Origin of the sequence: Pseudomonas sp. ANT_J12 (genome assembly GCF_008370045.1) — a bacterium.
In the GTDB taxonomy this organism is placed as follows: Bacteria; Pseudomonadota; Gammaproteobacteria; order Pseudomonadales; family Pseudomonadaceae; genus Aquipseudomonas.
The window spans coordinates 161,622-180,638 of the sequence record NZ_VOBN01000009.1 but is presented as its reverse complement, the minus strand read 5'-3'; the positions used below and the strand labels follow the sequence as shown (position 1 = coordinate 180,638).

General features: G+C 54.2%; 19 protein-coding genes. 6 read left to right on the top strand and 13 right to left on the bottom strand.

The window, feature by feature from the left end:
- Nucleotides 1-9: 9 nt before the first annotated feature.
- Nucleotides 10-1,704: a potassium-transporting ATPase subunit KdpA gene (gene kdpA / locus FQ192_RS19940; RefSeq protein WP_149660093.1), complete on the bottom strand. Its 1,695-nt coding sequence runs from the start codon at nt 1,702-1,704 to the stop codon at nt 10-12.
- Between the two features lie 8 nt (nt 1,705-1,712).
- Nucleotides 1,713-1,802, bottom strand: a complete 90-nt coding sequence (gene kdpF, locus FQ192_RS19935) for a K(+)-transporting ATPase subunit F (protein ID WP_007899818.1) — start codon at nt 1,800-1,802, stop codon at nt 1,713-1,715.
- Between the two features lie 403 nt (nt 1,803-2,205).
- On the opposite strand from kdpF, the gene eat reads away from it, so the two are divergent.
- Nucleotides 2,206-3,570, top strand: coding sequence for an ethanolamine permease (eat, locus tag FQ192_RS19930; RefSeq protein WP_149660092.1), 1,365 nt, complete (start codon nt 2,206-2,208; stop codon nt 3,568-3,570).
- 124 nt (nt 3,571-3,694) lie between these two features.
- Nucleotides 3,695-3,862 (top strand): DUF2897 family protein, encoded by a 168-nt coding sequence (locus tag FQ192_RS19925; RefSeq protein WP_081744012.1) that lies wholly within the window; start codon nt 3,695-3,697, stop codon nt 3,860-3,862.
- A 109-nt stretch (nt 3,863-3,971) separates the two neighbouring features.
- Here the strand turns inward: FQ192_RS19925 and FQ192_RS19920 are convergent, their stop codons facing one another.
- Nucleotides 3,972-4,823, bottom strand: coding sequence for a DUF1989 domain-containing protein (locus tag FQ192_RS19920; RefSeq protein ID WP_149660091.1), 852 nt, complete (start codon nt 4,821-4,823; stop codon nt 3,972-3,974).
- Nucleotides 4,824-4,838: 15 nt separating this feature from the next.
- A complete protein-coding gene (locus tag FQ192_RS19915) occupies nt 4,839-5,492 on the bottom strand; it encodes a GntR family transcriptional regulator (protein ID WP_149660090.1) in 654 nt (217 codons plus the stop codon).
- A 175-nt stretch (nt 5,493-5,667) separates the two neighbouring features.
- Here FQ192_RS19915 and FQ192_RS19910 point away from each other — a divergent pair, with 175 nt between their 5' ends.
- On the top strand, nt 5,668-6,225 hold the full coding sequence (locus FQ192_RS19910) for a TetR/AcrR family transcriptional regulator (RefSeq protein WP_149660089.1): 558 nt from the start codon (nt 5,668-5,670) through the stop codon (nt 6,223-6,225).
- Here FQ192_RS19910 and fabF read toward each other — a convergent pair.
- The 3 genes from fabF to FQ192_RS19895 form a co-directional block, all read right to left on the bottom strand.
- Complete coding sequence (gene fabF / locus FQ192_RS19905) at nt 6,222-7,496, bottom strand: beta-ketoacyl-ACP synthase II (RefSeq protein ID WP_149660088.1); 1,275 nt, start codon at nt 7,494-7,496, stop codon at nt 6,222-6,224. The two genes, FQ192_RS19910 and fabF, sit on opposite strands and share 4 nt — an antisense overlap.
- A gap of 32 nt (nt 7,497-7,528) precedes the next feature.
- Nucleotides 7,529-8,323, bottom strand: a complete 795-nt coding sequence (locus FQ192_RS19900) for an SDR family oxidoreductase (protein WP_149660087.1) — start codon at nt 8,321-8,323, stop codon at nt 7,529-7,531.
- Between the two features lie 191 nt (nt 8,324-8,514).
- Nucleotides 8,515-8,850: a helix-hairpin-helix domain-containing protein gene (locus tag FQ192_RS19895; protein ID WP_149660086.1), complete on the bottom strand. Its 336-nt coding sequence runs from the start codon at nt 8,848-8,850 to the stop codon at nt 8,515-8,517.
- A gap of 263 nt (nt 8,851-9,113) precedes the next feature.
- On the opposite strand from FQ192_RS19895, the gene FQ192_RS19890 reads away from it, so the two are divergent.
- The 3 genes from FQ192_RS19890 to FQ192_RS19880 all read left to right on the top strand — a co-directional run bounded on the left by FQ192_RS19890 (nt 9,114) and on the right by FQ192_RS19880 (nt 11,920).
- Complete coding sequence (locus FQ192_RS19890) at nt 9,114-10,208, top strand: acyltransferase (RefSeq protein ID WP_149660085.1); 1,095 nt, start codon at nt 9,114-9,116, stop codon at nt 10,206-10,208.
- Nucleotides 10,187-11,317: an SGNH/GDSL hydrolase family protein gene (locus tag FQ192_RS19885; RefSeq protein ID WP_178129171.1), complete on the top strand. Its 1,131-nt coding sequence runs from the start codon at nt 10,187-10,189 to the stop codon at nt 11,315-11,317. Before FQ192_RS19890 ends, FQ192_RS19885 begins: the two co-directional genes overlap by 22 nt.
- Nucleotides 11,318-11,443: 126 nt before the next feature.
- Nucleotides 11,444-11,920, top strand: coding sequence for an acyltransferase (locus FQ192_RS19880; RefSeq protein ID WP_149660083.1), 477 nt, complete (start codon nt 11,444-11,446; stop codon nt 11,918-11,920).
- A 125-nt stretch (nt 11,921-12,045) separates the two neighbouring features.
- Here the strand turns inward: FQ192_RS19880 and FQ192_RS19875 are convergent, their stop codons facing one another.
- From FQ192_RS19875 to FQ192_RS19850, 6 genes are all read right to left on the bottom strand, one after another.
- Entirely contained in the window at nt 12,046-13,491 is a 1,446-nt protein-coding gene (locus FQ192_RS19875; RefSeq protein WP_149660082.1) for a hypothetical protein, read from the bottom strand.
- A complete protein-coding gene (locus FQ192_RS19870; RefSeq protein ID WP_306108896.1) occupies nt 13,488-13,865 on the bottom strand; it encodes a GtrA family protein in 378 nt (125 codons plus the stop codon). The genes FQ192_RS19875 and FQ192_RS19870 overlap by 4 nt, the downstream gene beginning before the upstream one ends.
- Before the next feature lie 19 nt (nt 13,866-13,884).
- Nucleotides 13,885-14,832 (bottom strand): WxcM-like domain-containing protein, encoded by a 948-nt coding sequence (locus FQ192_RS19865; RefSeq protein WP_256672320.1) that lies wholly within the window; start codon nt 14,830-14,832, stop codon nt 13,885-13,887.
- Nucleotides 14,829-15,764 carry a glycosyltransferase family 2 protein gene (locus tag FQ192_RS19860; RefSeq protein WP_149660158.1) on the bottom strand — a complete coding sequence of 312 codons (936 nt, stop codon included), beginning with the start codon at nt 15,762-15,764 and terminating at the stop codon, nt 14,829-14,831. The genes FQ192_RS19865 and FQ192_RS19860 overlap by 4 nt, the downstream gene beginning before the upstream one ends.
- A gap of 144 nt (nt 15,765-15,908) precedes the next feature.
- Nucleotides 15,909-17,903, bottom strand: a complete 1,995-nt coding sequence (locus tag FQ192_RS19855; RefSeq protein WP_149660079.1) for a nucleoside-diphosphate sugar epimerase/dehydratase — start codon at nt 17,901-17,903, stop codon at nt 15,909-15,911.
- 98 nt (nt 17,904-18,001) lie between these two features.
- On the bottom strand, nt 18,002-19,012 hold the full coding sequence (locus tag FQ192_RS19850) for a glycosyltransferase family 4 protein (RefSeq protein WP_256672319.1): 1,011 nt from the start codon (nt 19,010-19,012) through the stop codon (nt 18,002-18,004).
- Between the last annotated feature and the right edge of the window lie 5 nt (nt 19,013-19,017).

Here is a 19,017-nt window from a genome sequence, read left to right as displayed (position 1 = left end):
ATCAGCTCCTTAGAAGCCCATGCTCAGATGTTCAGCGATTGGGCCCAAAGCCAGGGTCGGCAAGAAGGTCAGGCCACCCACCAGCAAAATGGTCACGGTCAGCAAGGTCACGAACAGCGGGCCGTGGGTCGGGAAGCTGTTCTGGCCGATCGGTGCGGTTTTCTTCATCGCCAGGCTGCCGGCCAGGGCCAGAACCGGGAGGATGTAACCGAAGCGACCGATCAACATGCCCAGGCCCAGCATCAGGTTGTGGAACGGGGTGTTGGCACCGAAACCGCCGAACGCCGAACCGTTGTTGGCACTGGCCGAGGTGTACGCATAAAGCAACTGACTGAAACCATGGGCACCGGGGTTACTCACCGCCGCCACCGGACCGGGCAGGCTGGCAGCAATCGCGCCGAGTACCAGCACGCCGACCGGCATCACCAGCAAGGTCACCACCAGCAATTGCACTTCCTTGGCTTGCAACTTTTTACCGAGGTATTCCGGGGTGCGGCCGATCATCAGGCCGGCGAGGAACACCGCGATCAACACGTTCAGCAACATGCCGTAGAGCCCGGCACCGACGCCGCCGAAGATCACTTCGCCGACCATCATGTTGACCAGCGCGACCATGCCGCTCAGCGGGTTGAGGCTGTCGTGCATGCCGTTGACCGAACCGTTGGACGCCGCCGTAGTGGTCACGGACCAGAGCACGGTGGCCGTGGTGCCGAAACGCGCTTCCTTGCCTTCCAGCGGCGCGGTCTGCTCGACGGCAGCGTTGGCCAGGCTTGGGTTCGGTTGGTACTCGGCCCACAACGAGGTCGCGCCGCCAATCAGGAACAGCGCCAGCATGCAGGCGATGATCGCGCGGCTCTGACGCAGGTCTTTCACGTAGTGGCCGAAGGTGAACACCAGGGCGACCGGGATCAGGATGATCGAACCGACTTCAAACAGGTTGCTCCACGCCGTCGGGTTCTCGAACGGATGCGCCGAGTTGACGCCGAAGAAGCCGCCACCGTTGGTGCCCAGTTGCTTGATCGCAATCTGACTGGCGGCCGGGCCGAGCGGGATCACCTGATCGACGCCTTGCATCGTCACGGCATTCACGTACTGAGCAAAAGTTTGCGGCACGCCCTGCCAGACCAGGTACAGCGCCAGCAGCAGGCACAGTGGCAACAGGCCGTAGAGGGTGGCGCGGGTCATGTCGACCCAGAAGTTGCCCAGGGTCTTGCTCGACTTGCGACCGATACCGCGACACAGGGCTACCAACACGGCGAGGCCGGTGGCAGCGCTGACGAAGTTCTGCACGGTGAGGCCGGCCATCTGACTCAGGTAGCTCAGGGTCGCTTCGCCGCTGTAGGACTGCCAGTTGGTATTGGTCATGAAGCTGACGGCAGTATTGAACGCTTGCGTCCACTCCTGACCCGGCAGGTTTTGCGGGTTGAGCGGCAAGTGGTCCTGGAACAACAGGATCGCGAACAACAGCAAAAAGCCCGCGAGGTTGAAGGCGAGCAAGGCCAGGGTGTATTTCTGCCAGGTCTGTTCTTCCTGCGGGTCCACGCCAGAAATTCGATAACAGCCGCGCTCGACGGGGCCGAGGATCGGTGACAGCCAAGTGCGCTGGCCTTCCATCACCTTGTAGTAAAAACGCCCCAGGAACGGTGCCGGAATCAGCACCAGGGCGAAGAAGGCCAGGATCAGCCAATAGTCATAACTGTGCATAGCCGCTCCTAGTTCCGATCCGCGCGCAACAGCGCAACCAACAGATAAATGAACAGCCCCACTGCCAGTAGCAGTGACACCCCGTCCAGAACGCTCATGGAAGTTCTCCGTGTTACGGCGTATTGCCGCTTGTGCAGTCATTGTCGGCAGGGAGGCTGTAAAGGAACGAGAGCGAGGGGGTTGGCTGGGCATAAAGAAAGCGTAAAGAGTGGGTTTATGCGGGCGTTACAGGCCGATATTCGTGGCGTCTGGGCGGGCCTCTTCGCGGGCAAGCCTCGCTCCTACAAAAGCAGGTTCGCGGTGAACCTGTAGGAGCGAGGCTTGCCCGCGAAGACGGCAGAACAGCCACCACCGCCCCCAACTGGCGCACAAAAAACCCGCATCCGGCAGCGATCATCCCCGATACGACAGCTTTCAGCCCTTTACGACGCACAAATACAAAATGGCACGCCCACTGCAATGCCCTCCCCCGAGCTTTCCAAACCGTTCAGGGAGCAACGCATGAACACACAACTCAAACCCACGCTGGGCACGTTGCACCTGTGGGGCATTGCGGTGGGGCTGGTGATTTCCGGTGAGTACTTCGGCTGGAGTTATGGCTGGGGCGTGGCCGGGACACTGGGCTTTCTGGTCACGTCCTTTATGGTCGCGACCATGTACACCTGCTTTATCTTCAGTTTCACCGAGCTGACCACCGCGATTCCCCATGCCGGCGGTCCCTTTGCCTACAGCCGCCGCGCCTTTGGCGAGAAAGGCGGATTGATCGCCGGGCTGGCGACGCTGATCGAATTCGTCTTCGCCCCGCCCGCCATCGCCCTGGCGATTGGGGCGTACCTGAACGTGCAGTTTCCCGCTCTCGATCCAAAACACGCGGCGGTTGGCGCCTACATCGTGTTCATGGGCCTGAACATCCTTGGGGTGAAACTCGCGGCAACCTTCGAGCTGATCGTCTGCGTATTGGCCGTGGCCGAACTGCTGGTGTTCATGGGCGTGGTTGCCCCGGCGTTCAGCTTCAGCCACTTCGCCCTCAATGGCTGGGCCGGTTCCGATGTGTTCGGCGCACCAGCGATTGCTGGGATGTTTGCGGCGATCCCGTTTGCGATCTGGTTTTTCCTCGCCATCGAAGGCGCGGCCATGGCCGCCGAAGAAGCCAAGGATCCGAAGCGCACGATTCCGAAAGCCTATATCAGCGGCATCCTCACCCTGGTGCTGCTGGCCATGGGCGTGATGTTCTTTGCCGGCGGCGTCGGCGATTGGCGCACGCTGTCGAACATCAACGATCCGCTGCCGCAAGCGATGAAAACCGTGGTCGGCGAAAGCTCCGGCTGGTTGCACATGCTGGTGTGGATCGGCTTGTTTGGTCTGGTGGCGAGCTTCCACGGGATCATTCTGGGCTACTCGCGGCAGTTCTTCGCCCTCGCCCGGGCCGGTTACTTGCCCAAATCCCTGGCCAAGCTCTCGCGCTTCCAGACCCCGCACCGGGCGATCATCGCCGGTGGCCTGATCGGCATCGCAGCTATTTATAGTGACGGCTTGATCAACCTCGGCGGCATGACCCTGACGGCGGCGATGATCACCATGGCCGTGTTCGGCGCGATTGTGATGTACATCATGAGCATGCTCAGCCTGTTCAAACTGCGTAAAACCGAGCCGAACCTGGAACGCACCTTCCGCGCGCCGTGCTACCCGCTGGTACCGATGATCGCGCTGGTGCTGGCGGTGGTGTGCCTGGTGGCGATGGCCTGGTTCAACGCGTTGATCGGGGTGATCTTCCTCGGCTTTATGGCGGTGGGTTTCGTGTACTTCATGCTCACCGCGCAATTGCGTGCGGATGCGCCGGCGGATGCGATGTTGACCGGGCTTTAAACAGCGCAGGTGTTGCTGCCATATCAGGCATAGAATGGAACCACTGCGAAAATGAATCGCTCAAAGTGGTATGCACGATCGGTTGGCAAAATCCGCCAACCGGCCTGCCCTCAAGGAGAGCCCTATGCCCTGGTATGCCTGGTTGATTCTGGTCGTTGCAATCGGCTCGATCGTTGGTGGTTTGATGATGTTGCGCGACACCGCCACCAAGGTCGATCTGACCGAAGAGCAACGTAAACGCGTCGCCGAACGCAATGCGGAAATGGATGCCAAGGAAGCGCAGGACCGCTAAAACAAAAACTGTGGCGAGGGAGCTTGCTCCCGCTGGACTGCGCAGCAGTCCCATAAGGGGGCCGCTGCGCGACCCAGCGGGAGCAAGCTCCCTCGCCACAAATGCGTTTCTACTTCTCCCAATCAGCCTTGGCTATGTGCAAGCCATGCAGCCCCTTGTATGCCGCTCGCTCAGGCTGGCTCCAGCCTTCGAGCAACGAATCCTCCAACCGATAAATCTCCACCCCCAGCGGGCGGCACACGCTCAATGGATCCTGCGCATCCGGCCCCCACATGGCCAACGACAGATCGCCGCCGGGGCAGGTCGATAGCGCACACAGCAAATCGATTTCGGCAAAGAACTCCAGGTAATCGCCCTTCTGCGCCGGGCATGCCTTCATGAAGTACATGTCGTCATGATTGAGGCCGGTGCACTGGAAGATATTCAGTACGTCATGCACGTCGAACTCGGTCAGGCCATGGGGCAGCACGGCGCGGGTCAGGTTGGAGTGACAGTGATGATGAAAGTCCTCGCCGGTGAGCATTTTGTTTACATACGGATCGCAACGCGTGCCCAGCAGATCGTGCAAACGACCGCCGTGCTCATCGATGCCATAACCGGCCAGGCTGTCGTCAGTGATGGTCACCAGCGGGCGCAGAAACGGCAGGTTCGACCAGAGCCGGTCGTGGGTGCTGACATGGGCGCCCTGCAACTGCCGGGTGCGCGCCGCCCACAGACGTTCCCGCGGATCATGGGCATTCCAGACGTTGAAATCCCCAACCTGCGGGCCAACAGGGGTGGTGACTCGAAAGACATGCCCGGCCGGCACGTGCCAGGCGCGGCCGGTGCGGATCGGCACTTCGAATTGCTCGATCAACGTGCGCCCGTCCTTGCTGTCGCGGACCCGTTCATAGAACGCCTTGTCCACCTGCAACGCCGAGCCTTTGCTGACTTGATAGGCCGCCGGATAGTCTTTGTACATGGCACGAATCCTCGATCAGTGATGGGGAACAGGGGTCAGTAGCTGCAACAGCAGTTGCTCGGAATCGTCGAGATACAGGCTCAGCGCATCCAGCGCTCCAGCCTTGTCACCCTCGGCGAGCAGGTCGTGGATCAGCCGGTCGCGGGCCAGCCACGGCGCCTGGAAGCGCGACTCATCGGGTGCATTGCAAAACACCAGGCGCAATTGCGCGACGACGTTGGTGAAGAATTCATCGAACAACGGGCTGCGCAGCAACCCGACGATATGTTGATGAAACGCCAGACCGTGGGTGCCGACTGCGCGCCAGTCTTCCCGGTCCCGGGCCAGTTCCGTGGCCTCCAGGGCTTCGAGCATGCGGTCGGACTGGTACTCGCGTAAGGGCTGGCTGCCGCTGATGGCTTGCAATTCCAGGGTGCGGCGAACCTTGAACAGGTCGCGCACGTCATCGGCGCCGACCCTGCGCACCATCACGCCTTTGTTGCGCACATAGCGGGTCAGACCTTCCTGTCCCAGCCGATGCAGCGCTTCGCGAATGGTATTGCGCGAGGCGTTGTAGGCCGACACCAGATCGTTTTCCACCAACGCCATGCCCGGCAGCAAACGACCGTCAATGATGTCGGCGCGCAACTCCAGGGTGATGTGGTCGGCCAGGGACAGTCCGCTGCTCATGTGGGTCGCCTCGTGATTGTTCAACAATCGTTAGCGAATGAGTAATCACTATTCATGCCAATGACCTGGAATTTCCCAGCCGAGTTGGACGCATCTGCATGCTTTTTAGAAGTAGAAGTACAGTCACCATTCAACATTCATTGGTTAATATGGCGCATTGTCGCGGAGATTAGAGATGCGTTACTCGCAAGACCATAAAGCCCAGACCCACCAACGCATCATCAAGGAAGCGTCAGCACGTTTCCGCCGCGACGGAATCGGTGCTACCGGCTTGCAACCACTGATGAAAGCCCTGGGCCTGACCCACGGCGGTTTCTATTCTCACTTCAAGTCCAAGGATGAACTGGTGGAAAAGGCTCTGGTGGCCGCAGGCGAAGAAGTTGAAGGGTTGTGCGCCGAGCTGTTCGCGTCCGAGCGTCCGCTGGACGCCTTCATCGATACCTACTTGTCCGAATGGCACCAGACGTCACCCCATCAAGGATGCCCACTGCCGACCATGTCGTCGGAACTCGGGCTGCGCGGGCAAGCGAGCCCCACCAGCGATGCGGTGCTAAACGCGCGTCTGGAACAGGTGCAAGGCACCCTGGAAGGCGAAAACGCCGCCGAGCGCAGCATCGTCATCATGTCGACGCTGGTCGGGGCGCTGCTGTTATCACGCAGTGTCGAGAACCCTGAGCTGGCGCAGCGGATTCTCGACGTGACTCGCGATCATCTCAAACAAGCCAAAGACTAATCCTGCCAACGCTTGAACAGCACACTGGCATTGACCCCACCAAAGCCGAAGCCGTTGGACAAGGCGTATTCGATCGGCATCGGCCGCGCCTGGCCGTGGACGATATCCACCCCTTGCGCCGCCGGGTCAGGGTTTTCGAAATTGAGGGTTGCGGGCACGATCTGATCACGAATTGCCAACAGCGTGAAGATCGCCTCGATCCCGCCAGCGGCGCCGAGCAGATGCCCGGTGGCGGACTTGGTCGAAGTCACGGCAATCTTGTTATCCGTGCCAAACAACGACTTGATCGCCGCCAACTCCCCGAGATCCCCAACCGGTGTCGAGGTCGCATGAGCGTTGAGGTGCTGGACCTGCGCCGGCGAAATCCCCGCCTGCGCCAACGCCAGCGACATCGCCCGACGTGCACCGCTGCCATCTTCAGGCCCGGCGGTCAGGTGATAGGCGTCGGCACTGGTGCCGTAACCGACCAGCTCGGCAATGGGCTTAGCCCCACGGGCCAGCGCATGCTCCAGGGATTCGATCACCAGCAGACCCGACCCCTCACCCATTACGAATCCGTCGCGATCACTGTCGAATGGCCGCGAGGCGCGCTCCGGCGTTTCATTGAAACCGCTGGACAAGGCACGAGCAGCCGCAAACCCGGCCAGGCTGACGCGATCAATCGCCGCCTCCGCCCCGCCGCACACGGCAATATCAGCCTCGCCACAACGAATCAGTCGCGCCGCATCACCAATCGCCTGGACGCCGGCGGCGCAGGCAGTGACCGGCGCACCCAACGGGCCTTTGAAGCCATGCTGTATCGACACATGCCCAGCCGCGAGATTGACCAGAAACGACGGAATGGTGAACGGCGACAACCGTCGCGGCCCGCGAGTGTCCGTGGTGCGCACCGCATCGGCGATCGCGCCAAACCCGCCGACACCGGAACCGATAATCGTCGCGGTCCGCTCCTGGGCATTGGCATCCTGCGCTTGCCAACCGGCCTGCTCCAGCGCCTGGCGTGCGGCCTCCATGGCAAACATGATGAAGCGGTCCATCTTCTTCTGTTCTTTGGGCGGGGTAGCCCGGTCCGGGTCGAACCCGGCTTCAGCGTCTTCAGCCAGGCTCGGCACGACACCACCGACCTTGGCCGGCAAATCGGCGACCACTTCGTCCGGCAACACGCGCAACCCGGAGCGCCCGGCCAGCAGGCGCGCCCAGACAGCTTCGACGCCACTGCCCAGCGGCGACACCAGGCCCATACCCGTTACAACGACTCGACGATCACTCATACCGCATTCACCTCAAACCGATTCATGGCGCCTCACTTATAGCGTGCGGCGGCTTTGTCTCGAGACAAGTTCGGCGCCATCACATGACGGGCCGCAACAAACGCTTCCCACTCGGACGCTTCCGGCAACGAAGGAATGGTGATCAGTTCACCCTGGTCCAGACCGGACAACGCCGCGTCGACCATGTCCCCTGTTTCCATGACCATTTCCGCCGGAATGCCACTGGTGTCGATGCCGGAACGCTCCCAAATCTCGGTGCGTGTCACTCCAGGCAACACCGCTTGCACCTGGACCCCGGTGCCATTCAATTCAGTATTCAACGATTGGGTCAGACTCAGAACATACGCCTTGCTGGCGCTGTACGTCGCGTTGAACCGCTCGGGGAACAACGCCACGACCGACGCAATATTAATGATTGTCCCCCGCCCGGCCTTGGCAAAACTGGCCGCTGCCGCCGAAGCCAGACGCGTGACGGTGGTGACGTTGAGCTGAATCAAACGCTCCAACTGGTCCAGATCAGCGTTGGCCAACAAGCCATCGGCGGCAACACCGGCGTTGTTGAGCAACAGGCTGATACTCGAATCACTGCGCAGACGCTGCTCAAGCTTCAGCACTTCTTCTTTTTGCGTCAGGTCCGCCTTGAGCACTTCGACCCGAACGCCATGCTCAGCGCGCAACTTGCTCGCCGCCGCCTCCAGCCGCTGCTCGTCGCGAGCGACCAACAACAAATCAAAACCACGGGCCGCCAACCGCTCGGCGTAAACCGCCCCGATACCGGACGAAGCACCGGTGACGAGGGCCGTACCTTGGGACTGGGTGGAAGTCATGACTGTGCTCCTGAGTATGCTTGAGGGAAAGCGAGCGCCAGAGCGCTTCCGCCCTTTTATTATAGGCATAATCCAAACGCAATATGATAGCCGTAATTTTTCATGCGCCGACGAAAGGCCGCTCACCCACGCTGGCGCCAGAACGAAAAAAGGCCGGTCAATGACCGGCCCCTTGGCGTTGATCTACAAGCTTAGTTCACTTCGAGCTTATCGCGATTCCTGTCCAGAATCGCCTTGCCGATCCCCTTCACCTCCAGCAACTCATCCACCGATGCGAACGGCCCATTAGTCTCACGATACGCAACAATCGCCCTGGCCTTGGCCTCACCGACACCCGCCAGTTCCCGCTGCAACGTCGGGGCATCGGCGCCGTTCAGATCGATTTTTTCGCCCTGTGCCTTGGCGGCGACGTCCAGCACCAACGGTGCATTAACCGCTTCAGGCTTGGTTGCAGGTGCAGCAATGGCTGCGATAGAGGCGCTGGTGAGCAGGGCAAAAACCAGGGAGGAGAAATAACCTGTACGCATAAATGAAGCTCCATGACATCGATTGGGAAAGCAGCTTTTCCGAAGCTGCTCCTGAAACTTAGGCGATGGGCAGCGCATGTCAAAAACGAGAGCGTTGCAAAAAGTGTAATAGGAACAGATTCCGCCACCCTGGAGAATTTCCCACACGGGGAACACAGGCACACTCATCTCCCCTTCACCTCGGGCGAAGCGAACGATAGCGCACGGGCACTTGGCGGTTTAAACTTGCGCGCTCGCAGCTGCCCCCCTTTCAGAGCAACAATATGATAAAAAATATCCAATATCTGCGTTTTTTGGCGGCCTTCCTGGTCATCCTTGCGCACGCCAACCTGCAAATCTATGGTGTACCCGCAACGCTCACTAATCTGGGTGGCTTCGGTGTAGATATCTTCTTCGTTATCAGTGGCTTTATCATGCCCTTCATTTTATATGGTGGTATGTATAAGCCTGGTAGTCGGTTAAAACTGGACGCAGGTACTTTTTTACTGCGCAGGGTCATTCGGATTTGGCCGATGTACCTGTTCATAATTCTGACCGTTATGTTCGTTTCACTTTTAACAACCCGTGGAATAATCGCCAACCCATCGGCTGATCTCTTCTATATATTCAATGGTTCAAAGCTGGAATTTCAGTGGTTCCTTGAAACCGTAACATTTACCCACTGGAACCGTCCGCCCCTTCTAAATATAGGCTGGACCTTGCAGTTCGAGTTTATTTTCTATACCGCCATCGCGCTGATGCTTTTTCTTCGAATCAAAAAGTTCGAAGCACTTGAATTGGGTACTTTCGGATTTTTCTTCCTGTTCCTGATGGCCAGTTTCTCGACACTTCCGTCATTCGGCTTTACGACAACAATGGCCAACCCGGTGATTTTTGAATTCATCATGGGAATGCTGCTGTATCGGGTTGTTTCATCGGAAGTGTTGCTCAACAAGTTCGCTGCCATTGTGATTGCGATAGTAACTATCCCTGCATTTTTTTACCTCGAATTGAATTTTTCATTCCGACTCGAATCACCATTTCATAGGTTATTTATCTATGGCCCTGCGGCATTCATGCTGGTGTGGGCAGCCCTTAGCCTGGAAAACCAGACCAAGGAAATAAAGTTGTTTGAATTACTGGGGGATGCGTCTTACAGCTTGTATTTAGTACACGGTGTCGTTGCACCACTCTTTGTTTTCTTCTGGACCCGAATGGGTCTGGAGCAATTTGTCAGCGTATGGATCTACATCATCTCCTACGCAGCGGTATGCCACATAGTGGGTATTGCCGCGCATTTAAAAATAGAAAAACCTCTGAACAATTTTCTGAAAAAACTTACCCAACGAGAAAAGAAATGCGCGCCTGCTTCGCTTTAACAACCTTACTTTTAAGTAGTGCCGTGTTTGCCGGTATCGCACCGGATGGTGCGCCGATGGATGAAGACTTTCACAACTGCGACAACCTTGATTGCGGTGTTTATCCTATGATGAAATTTCATCTGACGGACAAGACCCTTTCAGGTGCAACCGTAAACGGAGAAACTTTTTTCGTCGCTGAAGGAGATTCGAATTTCTATAAAACAGTCTTTCCACCAACACGAATCCGTTTAGTATTTAACCCGGCAAATGGGAAAATATATAAGCAGGGTGTAGATTATGTTGCCACTACTGAGGGGATCAAGCTTACTCCGACCACTGGAATTGAAAAGGCACCAGCGAATTTTGTTTCTACTATCACAGACGATGAAAGAAAAAACTATAAAGTTCGCATGACCCCTGAGTTCCAGAAATATCAATACGCTGTCACGTACGACAAAAACAGATATTTTCGTCCCAGTATTTTTGGCAAGTTAGGAAACATCCCGGCCATTGCGGGAAAAGTGCCGCTGAAGGTGACGTTTTTCGGCGATTCCATCACCCTGGGTGCGAATGCCACTGACATTTACGCTGCGCCTAACCAACCCGGTTACGTAGGGTTGGTCATGGCCTACTTGAACACGCAATATCCCGGTTTGTGGGAGTATCGCAACAACTCCGTGGGCGGCTGGAGTACCAAGAATGCCATGTCAGCCGTCAGTTACAGGGTGATGGACAAAAAAAGTGACTTGGTTGTTCTCGGTTTCGGAATGAACGACAGCAATTCTATTTCCGCCATCGACTACAAACACAACTTACAAAACGTAATATCCGCGATCCGCAGCAAACAACCTAACGTCCCGATACTTCTTATCAGTAGCATTTCTGCAAACCCCGACAGTTCAGTCCAGAATCGAAAACTCCTATTGAGCTATCCAAAGATGATGCGTGGGCTCACTGTCGAGAACAAAAATGTCGCTTTAGCCGATGTCACAGAGACGTGGCTGATGATTTTGAAGAATAAACGCTACCTCGACTTAACCGGAAACGGTCTGAACCATCCCAACGACTTTGGGCATCGAGTTATCGCGGAAGCCGTCCTTGCTGCCGTCTTGGGCGACAAATACTAAAGTAAGCTCCTCCCCCTCACACGGGAGCAGGTGACTATCAGGACGACAATCGCATACCCGGCCCACTCTCTGGAAACGCCCGCTTTCCAGGACACTAACGCCAAATATCAAAACGGAACGGACAAAATGAGCGAACCCAAAGACTACTTCGTGCATTCCCACGCTTTGTGCGAAACGACTCAAATAGGCAAAGGCTCTCGAATCTGGGCTTTTGCGCATGTGCTGCCAAAAGCGAAAATCGGCGAAGACTGCAACGTATGTGACCACGTCTTCATCGAAAACAATGTAGTTATCGGCGATCGGGTCACTATCAAATGCGGCGTCCAGATTTGGGATGGCATTTCTATTGCTGATGACGTTTTCATCGGTCCGAACGCAACGTTCACCAATGACCGCTTCCCGAGAAGCAAGGTCTACCCGGAAAGCTTTGATAAGACCGTGATCTGCAAAGGGGCTTCGCTGGGTGCTAACTGCACAATCCTTCCGGGAATAACCATTGGCGAGAATGCGATGATTGGTGCTGGTGCCGTCGTCACTCGATCAGTACCCGCCAACGTGACCGTTGTGGGTAACCCTGCGAGAATTCTGCAATCAAAGAAATAACAGGGTCAGCGCCAATCTATTGATCTGGAAAGCGCTTGGCTTACTTGTTGCGACGTGCAGGTTTTCTACAAGAACCGTCTGACGATACGCAAATGATTTGCGTATCGTCGATGGCTACCTGCCATTCAGTTCTTATCGATCACCAGTGCATCCGGCGCTCGTCGGAAATACATGTGCATAAATAGCGCGATCGAAATAAACACCAACGATGCAATCACGCCAACTTGATAAGTTGTAAGTGACATCCACGGCCCCTGCCTGCCGAAATAGAATTGCCACTGAAAAGTCTGGAATCCCATCCCCGTACTCGCAGCTACGGAGATGGTTGGTTTTAACCAAAAGGCTGGAAGTAACACCAGAGCTGAGAAAATCAGGCACCAGACACGCGTCCTCCAGGCATAATCCGCAACAGCAAAAATGACCAAGGCTATGGGCAACACGCCTATCCACTGCCGGCTCTCGGAGCCGAAAGCCAGCAACGGCAAGAAGGCCAGGAACACCAATTGAAGCGCGGTGGGAATTCTGCGTCCCACCAGGCATGCGGAGATCGCGAGTAATATGACGGGACCAAAGCTTATGAAGTGAGCAACCAATGGTTTGAACGGCGCAGCCAGCGACTGGTAAAGCAGATAGTCGAGCAGTGGCGGTCCCGCGAAACCTGTCTTCCAGTCAAAGCTGACTTTCATTAACGTTGCCGAAGCAACGAAGAAAAGTGCCCCTACAAGTAAACCTGGGACACTAAGCGACTTCCATGTGGCTGGATCCAGCGCCGCTCTGGCACCGACCCATACAATCAGGTACATAGAAACCAACATTGAAAACGCCGACAACAAGATCATGTCAGTACTGGCTGTCTTGCCATTAATGCTGACTGAATGCGCAGCCACAGCGGCCAAAGGAACATGGTAAATCGTCAGCAGCAGTAACACAGTCAGCGGTATCGCTAGTAACGCGAACAACGAGAAGGTGTACTTGTAATTGACTGATATAGTTTCCAAGGAATCGACTCGGTATGGAAACGCTGCCAAAACAAGCGGGATGATAAAAAGACCCGGCATCAGCCATGCACAATACGCACACAGAAAGTACACAGTAAATTTGTAGGAACGCACCCAACTCCACAAACTAAAACAAACCATCGCCAACGCAACGTGATCACTTAAAACAGGGTAAAACATCGGCATACACAAAAACAGCCAACTGCAAGAAAGGATCGCAACAGACAGTGTTGCTACTGCCTGCCTGACGTTCAATCTCACCATCACGTCGTGAAGCAATGCCGCGCCAATAGACAACATCACAGCGTTGAGACAGGCTTGCAACCCAATGAGTACCGCTTTGGAAGCTCCCAGGTAAGATGCAACGACAAGCGGAAGAAAACCTGACATGCGAATGGAGCGGTATGGGTCACCGAAGATAGGTAGCCCCTGCCCCAAGCGTTCGACGTATTGGACGTACACACCACCGTCCCAACCGGCTCCCTCACCGACCGGTATAAACCCTACTATGTAGTGGACTATCAAAAAAGCAAATGCAACAGCGAGGCCGCAGTAAACGGAAATTCTGCTCAACTTAAATCTCCATTATTCTGATTTTTACGAGAAAATATTTTACTAGATAGAAAATAATTTAGCGGCACGAAAGCCACAATAGCGATGAGCAGAGCAAACCGACTATCAACATCAAGATTATCCACCAGCAACCACAACGCAAAACTTGTCGATAGATACTGGAGCACATATATAAAAGGGAACAACAACACGGAACGCAAGCCTTGATGTGCTTTGAAAACCACTACCCTATTCAAAAAATAAGATAGGACAACACCTAGCAAGTACGAAATCGTGTAGCTTATCTGATATGAAAAAAAAGCAAGCAACAGCAGATACACAAGATACGTCGACAGCGTATTAAAACCACCCGACAATAAAAATCGTGCGAACACAGTGTATGTTGATCTAAATTTATACACCCGGCGCGCCCAGGTTTAGCGAAACATGAGAGATGAATTCCTCATAACTTCTTACATAGTCTTCATTATCATAATAATCTGAAGCCAGCACCAACAGCACCGCATCCGCAGAGTATTTATGCTGGATACCCCAGGTCATTGGGGGAAGGTGAAGCCCTTTATCGGCGCGATCCAGAACAAATTCTTCCCGGTTTACCCCATCGTCAGCGATGACGTGAACCGTACCTTTAACGGCGACCAAGAATTGATGGCATCGAAAATGCGCGTGGTCACCGCGAACCTCCCCTGCGGGAACATTGTAAACAAGGAAATATCGAGACACCATAAAAGGAATATTTCGACCAAACTCGCCCATTGATAAATTGCCGCGTTTATCCTGAACGTTATGCAAATTATGTAACGTGACACCCGCCACAGAAGTAGTTTGCACTTCTCGTAATACATCAGCATCCGAGTCGCTTTCCGCGACAGGCGCGGTGTCGCGTGTGTAACCAACAACTTTCGCCGGATTACCAGTCATGATAGCGCCAGGTGGAACTGAAGCTGTTAGTACAACATCCGCTCCAACCACAGCACCATCACCAACCCGGACACCCGCCAGAACCTCTACGCCATCCCCCAGAGAAACCCCTTTGCCTATAATCGTCTTCCGATCATTCCCGGGTTCTGAGGTCGCTCCGTATATTTTTACATGAGCACCAATGACCGAGTTATCCCCGACAATGACTCCGTCCAAAACTTTCGCACCGTATTTAATAACCACGTCGCTCCCTATGGTGACGTATTTATCAATGAAAACATCGCTAAAAATACAGCAATTTTCACCAATGCATGCCGTCGGGTCCAGGCGCACAAATGCCAGCACAGAGGTTCCCATGCCAATTTGGCCAGGTAGACACTCGGCCTGCTCATGTATAAATCGATCAGCACGATTAGTCACGCCAGGCCTCCATACTGCTCCACCCGCATAGGGATCGCTAATGGCCTGTTTTTTGTATTTTCGTAAGTTCGCCATGCGTAAGAGCCGACAATACCAAGCCCCATTAAATTCAAACTTCCAAGCAGAGTAATCATTAATATCGTTACAGCATATCCGGGAACAGTGATTTCCCCATGCAGCTTTGCCCAAACAACAATCAAGCCAAATAAAAATGCCAAAATGGATCCGGCTGCTCCAACGCGTATCAACAGGCGAATCGGCAAATCGGTGAAAGCAAATACACTGTCCATCATGTAGTTAATTTTTTTGCGCAATGTCCAAGCGGACTTGCCATGCTGTCTTTTCTGTCGTTTGTATTGCACTGTAGTGCGACGAAATCCGAGCCAGAAAATCTGGGCTATCAAAGAGCTATGTCGCTCCTCAAGTGTCAGGAGCGTGTCGCGGAAAGGTTTGTTACAAGCAAACATGTCCACTCCCCCGAGCGGAATCTCAGGGACAACGTAACGTCGATACAGTCCCCAAAAAGCTTTTGAGGCCAGTCGGGAAAGCAGTGGATCATCCCTACCCTCTCTAACCCCTACAACGACGTCGACTTCCTGGGACATCAAAATAGTATTCATTTCATTGATTAGTTCAGGGGGTTCCTGAAGGTCCGCTGCCATCACAGCGAATCGGTCGCCGTTACCAAACTGAAAGCCTGTTCGAATAGCCATGAATGAACCAAAATTTCGAGACAGTAAAATCAATTGAGAACGAAATTTTCGCGTAGGCAAGTCTTTTCTAAGAATCTCATAGCAATTATCCGGACTACCATCCACAACAAAAACCACCTCAAGATTTTGTTGTAATTGGTCGTTCAATTGGTCAATCACACTGATCAGATCAGATAATGAACCTTCATTGCGATAAACAGGAATGACTAAGGTCAGCAAAATGGAGGCCCCTGAAAAATTATAAAAATCCTGCAAGCAGGACTCGAAACAATTACCGAAATATTCAGCGGTACCGAAAAGCTATTCAACGACTGGAAGTAGCTGAACGCGGCCCGCTTTTACCATAACGACGTCTCTTCGCTGTCAAGGATCCAACCGTCGTTGCTGATGTATCCAGTCTACGATTTCGCCATCTGGCGCATAGCCGCTGACCGTATCACGGAGCAGCTGACGCACACGTGTGTAGTCGTCTGATTCAACGGCCGAGATTAGCTCCGCCAGTTTGCCTTTTAGTACATCCCAAGATATGAAATCCTCGTTTGCACTCATAATCATTGGATGAGGGGTCTTGACGACGTTATCGCCTATCAATAGCTCCTCATACAACTTCTCTCCTGGACGGAGCCCCGTAAATTCAATAGCGATGTCACCGTGCGGATTTTTCTCTGAACGCACACTGAAGCCAGAAAGATGGATCATCTTTTCGGCCAGTTCGACGATCTTGACCGGCTCCCCCATATCCAGTACAAAAACATCTCCACCCAAACCCATGGACCCTGCCTGAATAACCAACTGAGCAGCTTCAGGAATGGTCATGAAGTAACGGGTTATCTTCGGGTGAGTGACAGTTAGAGGGCCACCGGATTTGATTTGTTTATGAAACAGAGGGATGACGGAGCCGGATGATCCAAGAACATTGCCGAAACGCACCATTGTAAATCGGGTTTTATTGACACGTGAAACATTCGAGTTATCACGAAACATTACCGGGGCTAATTCTCGACTAAGCGCCTGTAACGTCAGTTCCGCCAGACGTTTAGTGCTACCCATTACATTGGTAGGACGCACGGCCTTATCTGTCGAAATCAAAACAAAGTTCGCTACACCCGCCTGCAAAGCAGCTTGGGCAGTATTCAAGGTACCAATGACGTTATTAATAACGCCTTCAGCAATATTATGCTCGACAATAGGCACATGCTTATACGCTGCGGCGTGATATACCGTGTCTACTTGCCAGGTGTTCATGACATCAAGCAGCTTACGCGGGTTACTCACCGAGCCAAGTATTGGCAACAGCCTGACAGACAGCGATTTCCGCGTAACCTGTTGTTCTAACTCAGAAAGAATACTGTAGAGATTAAACTCGCTGTGCTCGAATAATATTAACGTCGTTGGACGCAGCTCAAGTATTTGACGGCATAATTCCGAGCCAATCGAACCGCCTGCCCCGGTGACCATGACAGACTGCTCTTTAATACAATGCTCAAGGAGATTCTCCTGGGCAGGTACCGCATCACGTCCCAGCAAGTCCGCGATATCTACTTCTTGAATGTCATCAACCTTGACCCGCCCGCTTGCCAGATCCATAAAACCGGGGACGCTTCGCACATGAAGCGGAAAGCCTTCTAAAAATCCGAGTATTTCACGACGCCTTACACGGTTTGCCGAAGGAATAGCCAATAGTATTTCCTGCGCTCCCGTTGCATCGATCATGCGCTGAATATGTTTAGGCTTGTAAACCTGCAACCCTGCAATGACGCGATCGGCAATGCTGCTGTCGTCATCGATAAATGCGATCGGGCGCATGACGCGCCCCATGCGTAATGCGGCCACCAACTGATTACCCGCAGCACCGGCGCCGTAAATGGCGACCTTGGGCAGGCCGTCATCACGATTGGTAAATGGTACGTGTTGTGCGGCCGTGAACCAGTCGCCGAGGAAATACTGGCGCATTGCCAGGCGCAACCCGCCAATCATGATCAGGCTGAGCCACCAATAGTTGAAAATGATCGATCTCGGAACGATGTTCTGGTGATTGCTGTACCAATAAACAACCACACCCAAGATCAACGAGGAAAGGGTGACCGCCTTGACGATGGCAATCAGCGCGTCGTTGCCAAAATACCGCATGACCGCACGGTACATGCCAAATCGGATAAATAAGGGAATAGCAATGGCCGGTGCACTCAGAAACAGCACTTCGTGCATGGTGAAAGGGTTGATAAGAACATCCACCCCCAACCGGACCACAAAGGAAAGCCATAATGCCAGCCAAACGAGGACGATATCGGCAGATACCTGAATCAAACGCTTCTGTCGACGCGGTAGTCCTACCAAAAAAGCACGTAATTTATCCATAAATCCTTTGAGCACCTTACATAAAACGCCTGGACTGTCAGTATCCTCTTTTCTATCAAACTCGTCAGAGAGGACTCACACGCCAAAACCAATCGGGGCTAGCTAACTTCTACATCCCCGGCTCGGAATTTTAGTGCCAGCAACAGCAAAGGTACATACGCTGTAATCAATCCGAATATGCCTTCCAGCTTGCCAGCAACCACCAGGAAGGCAATCGGCAACAGCCACACAGTGTTCAGTATTCCCGTCGCCAGCGTCACCGGCAAATGTCGCTTGTACTGGCGAGAGGCAAATTGATAGGCATGACTGCGGTGCGCCTCGTAAACCTTTTCTCCACGCAACAATCGGCGAAGCAGTGTCACGGTGGCGTCCACTATGAACACGCCGAGCAGGATCAGCCACGCAAAAAACAAGTTGGATGATATCCACGCGGCCTGAAGCGCAAAAATCCCCAGAATCATGCCCAGAAATCCACTCCCGGCATCCCCCATGAAGATCTTGGCTGGCGGAAAATTCCAGCATAGAAATCCCAAGACCGCGCTAGCGAGTAATAGCGGCCCGCCCACTGCGGCACCTCCCTGCCACCAATACAGTAATGCAGCCCCGACGCAAGCCGACACCGCCTCGACACTGGCTATCCCGTCAATGCCATCCATGAAGTTATAAAGATTAAGCATCCAGACCAGAAACATTGCGGCCACAACGTAACCGAAAATACCGAGGTCGATATTTACCCCGAACACAGAAATAGGTGCGAGACCGCCAATCCAATACAAGGCCCAAAACGCCGCCAGGAAATGACCTAAAAGTCGCCATCTGGCAGCGATATGACCGTGATCATCCAAAAATCCCAGAACGGCCACCAATGCACCGGCTCCCAGCAACGCCGCGACCTGATTCAATGGAAGCATTTCCAGAAAGAACATCGCCACGGCAGCGGCGAGGAAGCACACGACGATTGCGACACCACCACCTCGGGGCGTAGGAATGGTATGAGAACTACGCGCATTGGGCACATCGATAAGACTGCGGGCCAGCGCGTACCGACGAAGAACCCACGTCAGAGAGAAGGAAAAAATGGCGATGACCGGCAAAAATAACCACAGCATTAAAA

What these genes read in the sequence shown, in the direction of transcription:
- FQ192_RS19900 (WP_149660087.1), bottom strand. Translation starts at nt 8,323, where the DNA reads ATGACTTCCACCCAGTCCCAAGGTACGGCCCTCGTCACCGGTGCTTCG.
- FQ192_RS19920 (WP_149660091.1), bottom strand. Translation starts at nt 4,823, where the DNA reads ATGTACAAAGACTATCCGGCGGCCTATCAAGTCAGCAAAGGCTCGGCG.
- FQ192_RS19850 (WP_256672319.1), bottom strand. Translation starts at nt 19,012, where the DNA reads ATGCTGTGGTTATTTTTGCCGGTCATCGCCATTTTTTCCTTCTCTCTG.
- FQ192_RS19890 (WP_149660085.1), top strand. Translation starts at nt 9,114, where the DNA reads ATGATAAAAAATATCCAATATCTGCGTTTTTTGGCGGCCTTCCTGGTC.
- eat (WP_149660092.1), top strand. Translation starts at nt 2,206, where the DNA reads ATGAACACACAACTCAAACCCACGCTGGGCACGTTGCACCTGTGGGGC.
- FQ192_RS19885 (WP_178129171.1), top strand. Translation starts at nt 10,187, where the DNA reads ATGCGCGCCTGCTTCGCTTTAACAACCTTACTTTTAAGTAGTGCCGTG.
- FQ192_RS19895 (WP_149660086.1), bottom strand. Translation starts at nt 8,850, where the DNA reads ATGCGTACAGGTTATTTCTCCTCCCTGGTTTTTGCCCTGCTCACCAGC.
- fabF (WP_149660088.1), bottom strand. Translation starts at nt 7,496, where the DNA reads ATGAGTGATCGTCGAGTCGTTGTAACGGGTATGGGCCTGGTGTCGCCG.
- FQ192_RS19910 (WP_149660089.1), top strand. Translation starts at nt 5,668, where the DNA reads ATGCGTTACTCGCAAGACCATAAAGCCCAGACCCACCAACGCATCATC.
- FQ192_RS19880 (WP_149660083.1), top strand. Translation starts at nt 11,444, where the DNA reads ATGAGCGAACCCAAAGACTACTTCGTGCATTCCCACGCTTTGTGCGAA.
- FQ192_RS19915 (WP_149660090.1), bottom strand. Translation starts at nt 5,492, where the DNA reads ATGAGCAGCGGACTGTCCCTGGCCGACCACATCACCCTGGAGTTGCGC.
- kdpA (WP_149660093.1), bottom strand. Translation starts at nt 1,704, where the DNA reads ATGCACAGTTATGACTATTGGCTGATCCTGGCCTTCTTCGCCCTGGTG.
- FQ192_RS19855 (WP_149660079.1), bottom strand. Translation starts at nt 17,903, where the DNA reads ATGGATAAATTACGTGCTTTTTTGGTAGGACTACCGCGTCGACAGAAG.
- FQ192_RS19925 (WP_081744012.1), top strand. Translation starts at nt 3,695, where the DNA reads ATGCCCTGGTATGCCTGGTTGATTCTGGTCGTTGCAATCGGCTCGATC.
- kdpF (WP_007899818.1), bottom strand. Translation starts at nt 1,802, where the DNA reads ATGAGCGTTCTGGACGGGGTGTCACTGCTACTGGCAGTGGGGCTGTTC.